The sequence below is a fragment of the Aquibium sp. ELW1220 genome, from assembly GCF_030398385.1.
Lineage (GTDB): Bacteria > Pseudomonadota > Alphaproteobacteria > Rhizobiales > Rhizobiaceae > Aquibium.
Genome location: NZ_JAOAOQ010000076.1, coordinates 1 through 12,222, shown reverse-complemented (window position 1 = coordinate 12,222; position 12,222 = coordinate 1). Strand labels below are relative to the sequence as shown.

The 12,222-nt window shown below is 69.2% G+C and carries 12 protein-coding genes; 2 read left to right on the top strand and 10 right to left on the bottom strand.

Annotation, left to right across the window (positions count from 1 at the left end; all coding sequences use genetic code 11):
• Nucleotides 1–216: 216 nt before the first annotated feature.
• The 8 genes from N1F91_RS30175 to N1F91_RS30140 all read right to left on the bottom strand — a co-directional run bounded on the left by N1F91_RS30175 (nucleotide 217) and on the right by N1F91_RS30140 (nucleotide 8,390).
• Nucleotides 217–1,089, bottom strand: coding sequence for an NAD(P)-dependent oxidoreductase (locus N1F91_RS30175; RefSeq protein ID WP_289997595.1), 873 nt, complete (start codon nucleotides 1,087–1,089; stop codon nucleotides 217–219).
• A 10-nt stretch (nucleotides 1,090–1,099) separates the two neighbouring features.
• Nucleotides 1,100–2,170 carry a 4-oxalomesaconate tautomerase gene (locus N1F91_RS30170; RefSeq protein WP_289997593.1) on the bottom strand — a complete coding sequence of 357 codons (1,071 nt, stop codon included), beginning with the start codon at nucleotides 2,168–2,170 and terminating at the stop codon, nucleotides 1,100–1,102.
• Between the two features lie 256 nt (nucleotides 2,171–2,426).
• Complete coding sequence (locus N1F91_RS30165; protein ID WP_289997592.1) at nucleotides 2,427–3,101, bottom strand: 4-carboxy-4-hydroxy-2-oxoadipate aldolase/oxaloacetate decarboxylase; 675 nt, start codon at nucleotides 3,099–3,101, stop codon at nucleotides 2,427–2,429.
• On the bottom strand, nucleotides 3,101–3,835 hold the full coding sequence (locus tag N1F91_RS30160) for a PIG-L deacetylase family protein (RefSeq protein ID WP_289997591.1): 735 nt from the start codon (nucleotides 3,833–3,835) through the stop codon (nucleotides 3,101–3,103). Before N1F91_RS30160 ends, N1F91_RS30165 begins: the two co-directional genes overlap by 1 nt.
• A gap of 82 nt (nucleotides 3,836–3,917) precedes the next feature.
• Complete coding sequence (locus N1F91_RS30155; RefSeq protein ID WP_289997590.1) at nucleotides 3,918–4,796, bottom strand: amidohydrolase family protein; 879 nt, start codon at nucleotides 4,794–4,796, stop codon at nucleotides 3,918–3,920.
• On the bottom strand, nucleotides 4,797–6,737 hold the full coding sequence (locus tag N1F91_RS30150) for a TRAP transporter fused permease subunit (protein WP_289997588.1): 1,941 nt from the start codon (nucleotides 6,735–6,737) through the stop codon (nucleotides 4,797–4,799).
• Nucleotides 6,738–6,750: 13 nt separating this feature from the next.
• Nucleotides 6,751–7,680 (bottom strand): TAXI family TRAP transporter solute-binding subunit, encoded by a 930-nt coding sequence (locus N1F91_RS30145; RefSeq protein ID WP_289997585.1) that lies wholly within the window; start codon nucleotides 7,678–7,680, stop codon nucleotides 6,751–6,753.
• Between the two features lie 23 nt (nucleotides 7,681–7,703).
• Nucleotides 7,704–8,390, bottom strand: a complete 687-nt coding sequence (locus tag N1F91_RS30140; protein WP_289997584.1) for a TetR/AcrR family transcriptional regulator — start codon at nucleotides 8,388–8,390, stop codon at nucleotides 7,704–7,706.
• A 247-nt stretch (nucleotides 8,391–8,637) separates the two neighbouring features.
• Here N1F91_RS30140 and N1F91_RS30135 point away from each other — a divergent pair, with 247 nt between their 5' ends.
• Nucleotides 8,638–9,696: a sugar phosphate isomerase/epimerase gene (locus N1F91_RS30135; RefSeq protein ID WP_289997582.1), complete on the top strand. Its 1,059-nt coding sequence runs from the start codon at nucleotides 8,638–8,640 to the stop codon at nucleotides 9,694–9,696.
• A 193-nt stretch (nucleotides 9,697–9,889) separates the two neighbouring features.
• Complete coding sequence (locus N1F91_RS30130) at nucleotides 9,890–11,074, top strand: Gfo/Idh/MocA family oxidoreductase (protein WP_289997581.1); 1,185 nt, start codon at nucleotides 9,890–9,892, stop codon at nucleotides 11,072–11,074.
• 49 nt (nucleotides 11,075–11,123) lie between these two features.
• On the opposite strand, the gene N1F91_RS30125 is transcribed toward N1F91_RS30130, so the two are convergent.
• Nucleotides 11,124–11,915, bottom strand: coding sequence for a glycosyltransferase family 25 protein (locus N1F91_RS30125; protein WP_289997580.1), 792 nt, complete (start codon nucleotides 11,913–11,915; stop codon nucleotides 11,124–11,126).
• Entirely contained in the window at nucleotides 11,905–12,162 is a 258-nt protein-coding gene (locus N1F91_RS30120) for a hypothetical protein (protein ID WP_289997578.1), read from the bottom strand. Before N1F91_RS30120 ends, N1F91_RS30125 begins: the two co-directional genes overlap by 11 nt.
• Nucleotides 12,163–12,222 lie beyond the last annotated feature (60 nt).

Below are 12,222 nucleotides of genomic sequence, written 5' to 3'. Positions count from 1 at the left end.
GCGCCTCGAGATGGGCACGCCCGTCCTTCGACAGAAAACCACCGCGAATCATGCACCCAGCAGAATCGCTCGCCAAACGATCGTCAACGCCATTTCTTCGGGGGTTCGGGGAGTCGGGGTAAAACTGTCCCCGCATTTCCTTCCGGCCGTCGGTGGCTTGGGCGGGCAGTGCGAACACGGTTGCGTGGATGGGCGGCGGCGCGGCGCGGCCGCGGGTCAGGTGCGCCGCAGCCGGGCCAGCGCCGACAGGTCCGGGGTGCCGTCGGCGAAGTCGGGCGGCGGTGCGGCGAGTGCGCCCATCTTGTCCTGCACGTCGGCGATGGCGTGAGCCAGGGCGCCGTGCAGGCCGAGCGCGGTCAGCGTTTCGGCGCTTTCGCGCATTTCGGCGGCGCGGCGGGCGCCGTGCTTCATGGTGCGCTCGAACTCGTATTGCGCGAAGGCCGGCCAGCCGAGGCCCGGATAGGAGCCGGACAGGGACTCCATGATGTAGTCGCGGCAGCCGGAGGCCTCGGCGGCCAGCAGCGCCTCGACGGTGATCGCTTCGAGCCCCTTCACGAACAGGCTGCGCACCATCTTGATGGCGGTGGCAGCACCCGGTTCGGGACCGACCACCTCGAAGGCGAAGCCGAGCGAAGACAGGCGATCGATGAGCGCGGCGTCGCAGGGACCGGCGAGCAGCACCGGCGTGCGGTGGCCCTTCGGATGCACCGGCGCCATCACCGCCATGTCGACATAGGTCGCGCCGGTGGCGGAGACGCGGGCGGCGGTCTGCCGCTTGCGGTCGGGCGAGACGGAGTTGATGTCGAGGAAGACCTGGCCCGGCCGAAGCCACCGGCAGGCATCGAGCGCCGCTTCCAGGCTCTGGTCGGCGGTGACGGCGGAGACGATCCAGCCGGCGTCGGGCATGCCGGTCTCGCGGCCGGCCTCGGCGACGCCGCGTTCGCGCAGGGCCGCGCGGCAGGGGCCATCGGCCCCCTCGCCCGGCAGAAGCCGGTCGAAGGCGGCGAAGGCCAGCGATGCGTCGGTGACCGCGAGGCTGTCGCAATAGGCGCGGCCCGCCTCGCCGAAGCCGATGAAGCCGATGCGCATCGATCCCTCCTCAGTCGCCGAAGACGACGCCGTCGAACAGTTTTCGCGCCGTGCGCAGGATCGCGGCGCTCTTCACGGCGCCCGCTGCGTCGAGCGTCGCCACAACCGTCATCTCGCCGGTCGGATGCTCGATCGACAGCGAGCGGCGCGTCCCCTCGCCCGCATCGGCCAGTTCGGCGGCCGGAGACCCTGGCAGGAGGCAGGCGGTGGCGACGCTGACGGCGCCGAGCACGCCGATCGAGGAATGGCAGGTGTGCGGGATGAAGGTGCGGGTGGCGATCGCGCCGCCGCTGCGGGGGGCCGAGACCATGGTCATCTTGGGCACGGAGGATTTTTCGACGTCACCGAGATTCATCAGCGGCCCGGCCTTGAGGCGGATCGCCTCGAGTCTGGCGCGCAGCGCTGTATCCGCCTCGAGTTCCTTCGGGGTCTCCTCGCCGGAAATGCCCATGTCGGACGCGCGCATGACGACGCAGGGCATGCCGTTGTCGATCATGGTCAGTTCGATCCCGTCGATGACGTCGACGGCGTTGCCGGTGGGCAGCAGCGCGCCGCAGGAGGAGCCGGCGGTGTCCTCGAACTCGATGGGAATCGCGGCGGCCGTGCCCGGCACGCCGTCGATGCGGGCGTCGCCGGCATAGGTGACCTTGCCGCCGGGCGTGGCAACGGTGGCCACCGCCGTCTGGGCGGTGTTTTCCATGAAGATGCGCACCGGCGTCTCGCCGTCGCGGGCCGCGACCAGCCCGCGCTCGATGGCGAAGGGACCGACGCCGGCCAGGATGTTGCCGCAGTTCTGCGCGTCGGTGACGATCGGCCTGTCGACGAAGACCTGCAGGAATAGATAGTCGACGTCGACGCCCTCACGCTGCGATTTCCGGATGACGGCGACCTTGGAGGTGAGCGGGTCGGCGCCGCCCAGGCCGTCGATCTGGCGCGGGTCGGGCGAGCCCATGACGCGCAACAGGAAGGCGTCGCGGACAGCAATGTCGGCCGGCAGGTCGTCGGCGAGGAAATAGCCGCCCCTGGAGGTGCCGCCGCGCATCCACAGGCAGGGGATGGCGGTGTCCGGTGGAGTTGTCATTTTCCCATCTCCGGTTCCCTACGCACGGAAGCATCCCCTCTCCGTCTCGCTTCGCGAGCCACCCTGCCGGGGCGAGCCGCTTGTCTCGCCCGTCCTTTGGACCCCCCTGCCCGGGGGAGAGGATAGGCGCCCGGCTTGTCTCGCTTCCAGCAACGGAAACGGCGCGACGCCGAAGCTGCGATTCCTCTCCCCCGGGCAGGGGGAGAGGTGGCCCGAAGGGTCGGTGAGGGGGTGCTTCGGCGCGGGTCTCGAAACATCAGACATATTTCAGCCCTTTCGCCGCAAGCTTGTCGCGCATGCCGTAGATGTCGAGGCCGAGTTCGCCGGCCATCAGGCGCTTGCGCGTCTCGGCTTCCTTGGCCTCGCGTGCGCGGCTCGCCTGGAGCGCGGTCTCGGCCGTCGCCCGGGGGACGACGCAGACGCCGTCGTCGTCGGCGACGATCACGTCGCCCGGGTTGACCAGGGCCCCGGCGCAGACCACCGGCACGTTGACGGAGCCGATCGTCTCCTTGACGGTGCCCTGCGCGAAGATAGCCTTCGACCAGACCGGGAAGCCGATCTCGGTCAGGTCGCGCACGTCGCGGACGCCGGCCTCGATGATCAGGCCGCGCACCTTGCGCTGCATCAGCGAGCGGGCGAGCAGTTCGCCGAAATAGCCGTCCTCGCAGGGGCTGGTCGGGGCGACGACGAGGATGTCGCCTTCGCGGCACTGCTCGACGGCGACGTGGATCATCCAGTTGTCGCCGGGGGCGATCGAGACCGTCACCGCGTTGCCGGCGATGCGGGCGCCGGGATAGATCGGCCGCTGACAAGCCCGCATCAGGCCGGTTCGTCCCATCGCCTCGTGGACCGTGGCGACGCCGCAGTCGCCGAGACCGTCGACGGTTTCGAGCGCCGTGCGCTCGATGTTCTGGACCACCACGCCGCCCATCAGCGTCCCTCCGTCGGCACCAGCGTCTCGACCACGTGCGGGAACACCGCCTCGTAGGCCTCGCCATACTTGATCGTCTTGTCGGAGTTGCGCGCGGCCTGGACGCCGCGCTGCAGCGCCACGCGGGTGTAGTATTCCCACAGATGCTCCTGGCCCGCCATGCACTTGATGGCGGCGAGCTTCTTCTCCCACACCGGGGTGATGTCGAGCAGCACGTTCGGCATCCAGCGGCACTGCTCGGGCTGGTGCGGCTCGAACAGCATCACCGGCGGCGCGCCGATCACCTTGACCTCGGGATCGTGGCCGTGCGCCTGGGCGACGATGCGGGCCTCCTGCGCGAACTGGCTGACCAGCGGGTGGTCGCGGTTGTAGGGGTCCTCCTTCGAATGCGACAGCACGAAGGACGGGCGGATCTTTCGCATCAGCGCGACCAGCCGGAACAGGCTCTCCTGCGTCAGCGTGATCGGGTAGTCGCCGAGGTCCCAGAACTGGATGTCGGCGACGCCGAGCGCCGTGGCCGCCCGCTCGGCTTCGCCCTGGCGCTCGCTCTTCACCCGGTCGAGCGTCATGCCGTCCTGACGCCAGAGCTTGGCGCTCTCGCCGCGCTCGCCATAGGACAGGCACACGACGGTGACGTCGAGGCCCTGTTCGGCGTGCAGCGCGATCGCGCCGCCGGCGCGCCAGACGAAGTCGGCCGAATGCGCGCTCACCACAAGTGCGGTCTTCCTGCTCATGCTCGTTCTCTCCCTCGTTGCCCGCGGCCGCCGCCCGGGCGCCGCTCACGTGTTGATTCCTGAAATCCGTCCAAATATCTGGTCAGACAATCGTTTCGGGCCAGTAGAGCCGCGTCGGATTGTCGACCAGGAGCTTGTGCAGATGCCCGGGTCCGGGCGCGATCAGCGCCAGCAGGTCGACCAGCGCGCCGTCGTCGGGCATGTGGACCTTGATATTGGGATGCGGCCAGTCGGTGCCCCAGAGCACGCGGTCGGGGAAGCGCTCGACCAGGGTTCGCGCGAAGGGCACGGCGTCGTGGAAGGGCGGGCCGGCCCGCGAGATGCGTTCGGCGCCGCAGACCTTCACCCAGAAGCGCTCGTCGGCCATCAGGTCGAGCAGCATGGCGAAGGCCGGCTGGTCGAGCCCCTTGCTCGCATCGACCCGACCCATGTGGTCGATGACCATGGTGAGCGGGATCTCCTTCAGGACCGGCGCCAGCGTCTCCAGCTTGACGGCGTCGAAATGCACGACCGCGTGCCAGCCGAGCGGCGCGATCTTCGAAACGATCGTGCGCACGGCATCGATGTCGGCATCCTCGCCGAGATGGGCGACGAAGTTGAAGCGCACGCCGCGCACGCCGCCTTCATGCAGCGCCGCGAGTTCGGCCGGCGTCACGTCGGCCTTCACCATGGCGATGCCCCGGTAGCGCCCCTCGCCCGCCGCGATCATGTCGAGCATGGCTGAATTGTCGGTGCCGTGGCAGGAGGCCTGCACCAGCACCGAGCGGTCGATGCCGAGCTTGCCGTGCAGCGCAAACAGCGTCTCCTTCGGCGCATCGACGGGGGTGTAGGTGCGCTGCGGGGCGAAGGGGAAGCGCGCCGCCGGGCCGAAGACATGGCAGTGCGCGTCGCAGGCGCCGGCCGGCAGGGCGATGTCGGGCGTCTTCGGGCTCGGGTGGAATGGGAGGGCGGCAGGCTGCATTCAGGTCGTTCCGTGTCGGCTGGGAAGGGTGGCGCCCCCTGCCAGCGCCCGCCAGGCGAGGAAGCCGAGGGCGGCGCAGCCGGCGAGGCGCGCGAGGAGAGTGACGGGATCGGTCGCGGTCACCGCTGTCGGCCACAGAACGAGCAGCGAGGCGGCGGCCATGGCGAGCCGCTCGACGGCGCCGAGGTCGCGTCCGAGCCAGCCGGCGAAGGCGGTGGTCAGCCCGACCACGCCGATCGCGGCGAGGATGGCCGAAAGCGCGATGTCGAGGCCGGTGCCGATGGTGAGCAGCCCCGGCATGGTGACGAAGAGGAACGGCACGAGCAGCTTCACGAAGCCGAGCCGGACCGATTCGAACGCCGTCTTGTTGGCGTCGCCGCCCGAGATCGACGCCGCCGCATAGGCGGCCAGCGCCACCGGCGGCGTGATCGCCGAGACGAGGCCGTAGTAGAAGATGAACATGTGCGCGACGATCGGCGGCAGACCGAGCCGCGTCAGCGCCGGCGCGACGAGCACGGCGAGCAGCAGATAGGCCGCCGAGGTGGGCAGTCCCATCCCGAGCACGAAGGAGGCGAGCGCGGTGAGCACCAGGATCGCCCAGATGTTCTGCCCGCCGAGATCGACGATCAGACCCGACAGCATCAGCCCGAGGCCGGAGAGGTTGAGCACGCCGATGACGACGCCGGCAGCGGCGACCGCCGCCACGATCGGCATGGTCGAGACCAGGGTCTCGCGGCAGACCGCGACGAGGTCGACCAGGCCGACCCGCGTCTCCTTGCGCCAGGGCGAGACGGCGAGGCCGAAGACCAGGGCCATGACGGCCGCGCGCGTCGGCGTGTAGCCGATGACGAGGAAGGCGATCAACGCCACCAGCGGCAGGAGGAGGTAGCCGCGCCTGACCAGCGTTTCGCGCAGCAGCGCCAGCCCCGCATCGCGGTCGGGCTGGAGGTTCAGACGGCCGGCCTCGAGCCGCACGGCCACCATAAGGGCGAGCACGTAGAGCAGGCCGGGAACGAGCGCTGCGAGCGCGATCTGCGCGTAGGGCACGCCGATGATCTCGGCCATCAGGAAGGCCGCCGCGCCCATCACCGGCGGCAGGATCTGGCCGGCCGAGGAGGCCGCAGCCTCGATGGCGCCGGCGAGCGTCGGCGAATAGCCGACCCGCTTCATCAGCGGGATGGTGAAGGTGCCGGTGGTGACGACATTGGCCACCGCGCTGCCGTTGATGGTGCCGAGCATGGCGGAGGACAGCGCCGCCGACAGGCCCGGTCCGCCCTGCATGCGGCCGGTGATGCCGCGGGCGATGTCGACGAAGACCTCGCCGGTGCCGATCTTCATCAGCAGCGTGCCGAGCAGCGCAAAGAGGAAGATGTACTCGACCGCCACGCCCATCGGCAGGCCGTAGACGCCCTCGGTCGAGAGCATCAGCGTGGAAGCGAGCCGGCGCAGGTCGTAGCCGCCATGGCCGTACTGGCCGGGAATGAGATAGCCGAACCAGGCATAGGCGAGTGCGACCAGCATCAGCGCCACCAGCGCCCAGCCGAGCGCCATGCGCACCAGCACGAAGACCACCGCCATCAGCCCGACGAAGATCCACAGGTCCGGCGGCGTCGCCATCGCGCCCCGCATGACGATGTCGATGTAGGACTGCCAGAGATGGATGCCCGGCACCAGCGCCACCGGCACCAGCGCGTAGCAGGCGAGCCGGACCCAGTTCGCCCGTGCATTGATGCCGACGAGCAGAAGCCCGCCCGCCGCCACCAGGGAATAGAACAGCGAGCGCAGGATCAGGGCCGTGATCAGCCCGAAATAGGCGCCGTAGATCACCAGCGCGGTCACCGCCACGGCGATCACGGCGAAGAGAAGCGACGCTGTCGCCGCCTCCCCCTCGCCGCGGTCCGCCGCGCGGTCGATCCGCAGCCTGTCGAGTGCCCCGATCATGCGCGTCGCCTGCTCACTTGGCCTGGTCGAAGAACGCCTTGGCGCCCGGATGCAGGTCGATCGGCGTCTGCGTCGCCGTCTCGAGCGCGATGGCCTTGGCCTGCGGGTGCACCTCGCCGAGTTCCGTCAGATGCTCGAAGATGGTCTTCGTGATGCCGTTGACCAGCGTCTCGTCGGCACCCTCGGCGGTAAAGATCGTTGCCGGGTCGTTGATGACCATCACCGGCGCGGTCTGGTCGGGATAGGTGCCGGCGGCGATCTCGTAGGGCTGGTAGAAGGGGTATTTTTCGAACAGCGCCGCCACCTTGGCCTCCTCGATCGGCAGCAGCACCATGTCGCGCTGCGCGTCGAGGTCGATCAGGGCGGCGGTCGGCGCGCCGGCGAGCACCACGGTCGCGTCGACCGTGCCGTTCATCAGCGCGTTGGTGCCTTCGGTGTAGGAGAGGAACTGCGCGTTGCCGGCATCGAACACGCCATAGGCCTCGAGCAGGCGCTGGGCGAGCACCGCGGCGTTGGATCCGGGAGGTCCGAGGTTCACGCGCTTGCCGGCGAGGTCGCCGAAGGCGGCGATGCCGGTGTCGGCGGTGGTCGCCACCTGCAGCACGGCGGGATAGAGATAGGCCATCGCCGCGACCGGCTGGGCGTCTCCGTCGAACGGACCCATGCCGTTCTTCGCCTCGTAGAGCGTGGACGACGAGGAGAAACCGAAGGTCATCTGGTTGGCCGCGACGCGGCGGATGTTCTCCACCGAAGCACCCGTCACCTCGGCGCGCGCGGTGGTGTTCTCCATGTGCTTGTTGAGCACGTCGGCCATGCCGGCGCCGATGACGTAGAACAGGCCGCCGGTGCCGCCGGTGCCGATCGAGATGCGTTCCTGGGCGATGGCCGGCGTCGCCGCCAGCGCAAGCGCGGCAAGCGCCGCCTTCAATGCAAGATGTCTCATGAAATTTCCTCCCTTTCGATGGGTCAGGTTGAACGAGCCGTCGCGGCGGTTCTGTCCGCCGCCGCGGGACGGGCGAGCGCCCAGAGGCTGGCGTGGCTGGCTTCGACGATCTGGCGGATCGCCTCGTCGTGGTCGAAGCCGTCCGCCCGGCCGTCCGAGAGACGCGAGATGCGCTCGGGATTGATGAGCGTGTAGTAGAGCGAGCCGAGCAGGAACTGGCTGCGCCAGACGATGTCCTCGCGGCGTGAGCCCGGCACGCAATCGGCGATGGCGTCGATGAAGGCCCGCGTGGTCGCGTCGAAGGCGTCGGCGATGATCGCCCGCGCCTGCTCGTTGCCTTCGGCCGACATCATGGCGCGCAGCCTGGTGAAGCGGGCGCCGCCGCCGACCAGATCGTCCGAGGAGCGGAAGGCCGGCACCACATAGGCGCGCAGGATGGCGGTGAGCCGGGCGTTGCGATCCTCAATGCGGGTCGCCTCGCGGATGAGCTCGAGCCGGCGGGCGTTCATCGGGCGGGTGTGGCGCTCGTAGATCGCCGCGAGGATGCCGACCTTGTCGCCGAAATGATAGGTCAGGCTGCCGACATTGAGATCGGCCGCCCGCGCGATCTCGCGCAGCGCCACCGCGCCGTAGCCGTGGCGCGAGAACAGGTCCTCGGCCGCGTCGAGGATCGCGGTCCTGGAATCGGTCTCCTTCCCTGCCCTGGCCATGTGCTGCCGTGTCCTTCCCGTTGGCGGTGGTTCTAGCGGTGCGCTATCCGGCTGTCCACAGGTTTTCGACAATCGTTCAACAGGCCTGTCGCCTCGTCCAAGGATCGTCCACACGCTGTCCTGGTGCGACCGATGCTGCCGCGGAGCCGACACGGCAGCCGCAGAACGCGTGGACAAGCGGCGCACACGACTGGACTGCAACGTTTCAGTGCGGATATTCTCGGCGGAATTCCATGGGAGGAACATCATGGCGGCACGGATCAAGGGGCCTGCGATCTTTCTGGCGCAGTTTGCGGGCGATGCGGCGCCGTTCGATTCGCTGCCGTCGATCGCGGCATGGGCGGCGGGGCTGGGCTACGAGGGGGTGCAGATCCCCACCTGGGACGGGCGGCTGTTCGACCTGAAGAAGGCTGCGGAATCGCAGGCCTATTGCGACGAGGTGAAGGGCGTCTGCGCGGATGCGGGCGTTCAGATCACCGAACTGTCGACGCATCTGCAGGGCCAGCTGGTGGCGGTGCATCCGGCCTATGACGCGCAGTTCGACGGCTTTGCGCCGGCTTCCGTGCACGGCAATCCGAAGGCGAGGCAGGCCTGGGCCGTCGAGCAGATGCTGATGGCGGCGAAGGCCTCGAAGAACCTCGGGCTTGCCGCCTCGGTGTCGTTTTCCGGCGCGCTCGCCTTCCCCTATCTCTATCCCTGGCCGCAGCGGCCGGCGGGGCTGATCGAGGAGGCGTTCGCCGAGCTCGGCCGGCGCTGGCGGCCGATCCTCGACGCCTACGAGGAGGCCGGCTGTTCCATCGGCTACGAGATCCATCCGGGCGAGGACGTCTTCGACGGCACCACCTTCGAGATGTTCCTCGACGCGGTGGGCGGGCACAGGCGCTGCACGATCAACTACGATCCGTCGCACTTCCTGTTGCAGCAGCTCGACTATCTCGCCTTCATCGACATCTATCACGAGCGCATCTCGGCCTTCCACGTCAAGGACGCCGAGTTCAACCCGACGGGTCGCCAGGGCGTCTATTCGGGCTATGCGGGCTGGACCGACCGCGCCGGCCGCTTCCGCTCGCTCGGCGACGGCCAGGTCGACTTCTCCGGCATCTTCTCGAAGCTGACGCAGTACGGCTACGACAGCTGGGCGGTGCTGGAATGGGAATGCTGCCTGAAGCACCCCGAACAGGGTGCGGCCGAAGGCGCGCCCTTCATCCGCAGCCACCTCATCGACGTGACGGAAAAGGCCTTCGACGATTTCGCCGGCGGGACGACGGACCGGGCGGCGCTGCGGCGGATGATGGGGATAGGGTGAGGGGCGAATGGCGAATGGCGAATGGCGAATAGGGAGTAGCAAGGGGGATTGATGATCCTCCACATGCATCTTCCTTTCGCTGGTCGCCACTGCCGATCGCAAAGACAAATCCTGTTCTCCCTTTGCCATTCGCCATTCGCCATTCGCCATTCGCTATTCGCCCCTTCCCATTCGCCATTCGCTGGAGGAACACATGGTCACCGCAACACAGGTCGAATCCGGCTCCGGTCCCATCCGCCTCGGCATGGTCGGCGGCGGCCAGGGGGCGTTCATCGGGGGGGTGCACCGGATTGCGGCGCGGCTCGACGGGGACTTCGTGCTCGTGGCCGGGGCGCTGTCGTCGGATGCGGAGCGCGCGAGGGCGTCGGGGGCGGAACTGGGGCTCGATCCCGAGCGCAGCTATGGTTCCTTCGAGGAGATGGCGGCGGCTGAGGCGGGGCGGCCGGACGGCATCGAGGCGGTGGCGATCGTGACGCCCAACCACGTGCATTTCCCGGCCGCCAAAGCCTTTCTCGACGCCGGCATCCACGTCATCTGCGACAAGCCGCTGACCTCGAACCTCGCCGACGCCAGGACGCTCGCCGCGGCGGTGGAGAAGAGCGGCAAGCTGTTCGTGCTCACCCACAACTACACCGGCTATCCGATGGTGCGGCACGCCCGCGAGATGGTCGCGGCCGGCGATCTCGGCGACATCCGCGTGGTGCAGGCCGAGTATCCGCAGGACTGGCTGACGACGCGGCTGGAAGCGAGCGGGCAGAAGCAGGCGGCCTGGCGCACAGACCCGGCGAAATCGGGCGCGGGCGGTGCCACCGGCGACATCGGCACCCATGCCTACAACCTCGCCCGCTTCGTCACCGGGCTGGAACTCGACGCGCTGTCGGCCGACCTGACGGCCTTCGTCGAGGGCCGGCCGCTCGACGACAACGCCCATGTGATGCTGCGCTTCAAGGCGAAGGGCGGCGCACCGGCGGCGAAGGGCATGCTGTGGGCGAGCCAGGTGGCGCCCGGCAACGAGAACGCGCTGAAGCTCAGGGTCTACGGCACGAAGGGCGGGCTCGAATGGCAGCAGGAGCAGCCGAACCACCTCTGGTTCACGCCCTTCGGGCAGGAAAAGCGCCTGATCACGCGGGCGGGCGCGGGTGCCGGCGCGGCGGCAAGCCGCGTCAGCCGCATCCCGTCCGGCCATCCCGAAGGCTATCTCGAAGGCTTCGCCACCATCTACGCCGAAGCCGCGCGGGCCATCCGCGCCGCCCGGACGGGTGCCGCCCCCGACGCGGCGGTGACCTATCCCACCGTCACCGACGGCGTCGAAGGCGTGGCCTTCGTCGAGGCCTGCGTCCGATCGTCGAAGAACGACGCCGCGTGGACGCGGCTGTGAGGGGCGGGCAGCGCGCGCGCCTCGCCTGAAGCCGCGGCCTTCGCGGCGATCAGCCTTTGCGCCGCCGGTCCTGCGCGAGCCAGGCGTCGAAGCTGCGGCGCGTTCGCCAGTCGCGGTGGGCGGCCAGCAGGTTGCCCTTGATCGAGCGCCAGAGCGAACGCCGGCGCGAGGCCTTGCGCGCATCGTCGATCAGGCTGCCGCCGAGGGCTGCGCTGCCGTCGGCGACGAGGTTTTCGGCGACCGACCAAATGTCGAGGCCAAGTTCCCAGTGATACTTGATGTCCTCGTCGACCACCCGGAAGACGCGGCCGCGCGAGAGGAAGCGGGCAGCGCCCTCGCGCGAGATCAGATAGCCGACCAGCCCGGCGCGGACATGCTCGCGCTTGACGATGCCGATGCCGGCGACGCTGCGCACGACCGTTCGGCCCCTCGCCCGCTCGCCCGGCAGGTCGAACAGCTTGACGATGTGGCGGCCGTCCAACAGCAGGTCCGTCGCGGCCGCGACGACGGCACGGAGCTGGTCCGCGTCGAGCACGACGACATCGTCCTCCAGGACGAGCGCGAAGGGCCGGTCGCCGTCGAGCAGGGCCTGCCAGGCCATGCGGTGGGTGGCGTAGGCCGCGATCTCGGCCGGGATCGGCGGGCGCTTGCTCCAGCGCGTCGCCGCCTGCGGATCGTGGAGATCGGCGACAACGCTGTCCGCCGGCGTCGCGCCATGGACGACGCCGATCCTGCTCTCGTCCACAACCTGCGCGGCCTGCGCCAGCGCAGAGCGGAGCCTGGCGGCCGGTGATGCCTTCGACGTCAGGACGAGGACGTCGGGCTGCCGCTCAGCTGGCATGATGCCGGACCTGGACCTTCGGCAGGCCGACCGGCGTGACGCCGAGATCGCGCGCCAGCTGGCCGAAGGCTTCGGTCTCGATCAGGCACTCGTAGGGGATCTCCGGGAACTTCAGGCCGGCGCGATGCACGTCCGAATGGACGAACAGCGCGGTACCGCCGACGGAATTCAGCGGGACGCGGTCGAGGGTAACCGGGGCAGATTTCCGGGCGGAGGGGGTTTTCAGCCGATCCCGGTCGTGATTCATCCTTTGCGTGACGCTACCACCGATTGATTCTCTTGAAGGCCTGTCGCTCGCGGAACTCCG

Bases quoted from the DNA above. Each gene is read 5' to 3' on its own strand.
- N1F91_RS30175 (WP_289997595.1), bottom strand. From the start codon at position 1,089: ATGCGCATCGGCTTCATCGGCTTCGGCGAGGCGGGCCGCGCCTATTGC.
- N1F91_RS30170 (WP_289997593.1), bottom strand. From the start codon at position 2,170: ATGACAACTCCACCGGACACCGCCATCCCCTGCCTGTGGATGCGCGGC.
- N1F91_RS30165 (WP_289997592.1), bottom strand. From the start codon at position 3,101: ATGGGCGGCGTGGTGGTCCAGAACATCGAGCGCACGGCGCTCGAAACC.
- N1F91_RS30160 (WP_289997591.1), bottom strand. From the start codon at position 3,835: ATGAGCAGGAAGACCGCACTTGTGGTGAGCGCGCATTCGGCCGACTTC.
- N1F91_RS30155 (WP_289997590.1), bottom strand. From the start codon at position 4,796: ATGCAGCCTGCCGCCCTCCCATTCCACCCGAGCCCGAAGACGCCCGAC.
- N1F91_RS30150 (WP_289997588.1), bottom strand. From the start codon at position 6,737: ATGATCGGGGCACTCGACAGGCTGCGGATCGACCGCGCGGCGGACCGC.
- N1F91_RS30145 (WP_289997585.1), bottom strand. From the start codon at position 7,680: ATGAGACATCTTGCATTGAAGGCGGCGCTTGCCGCGCTTGCGCTGGCG.
- N1F91_RS30140 (WP_289997584.1), bottom strand. From the start codon at position 8,390: ATGGCCAGGGCAGGGAAGGAGACCGATTCCAGGACCGCGATCCTCGAC.
- N1F91_RS30135 (WP_289997582.1), top strand. From the start codon at position 8,638: ATGGCGGCACGGATCAAGGGGCCTGCGATCTTTCTGGCGCAGTTTGCG.
- N1F91_RS30130 (WP_289997581.1), top strand. From the start codon at position 9,890: ATGGTCACCGCAACACAGGTCGAATCCGGCTCCGGTCCCATCCGCCTC.
- N1F91_RS30125 (WP_289997580.1), bottom strand. From the start codon at position 11,915: ATGCCAGCTGAGCGGCAGCCCGACGTCCTCGTCCTGACGTCGAAGGCA.
- N1F91_RS30120 (WP_289997578.1), bottom strand. From the start codon at position 12,162: ATGAATCACGACCGGGATCGGCTGAAAACCCCCTCCGCCCGGAAATCT.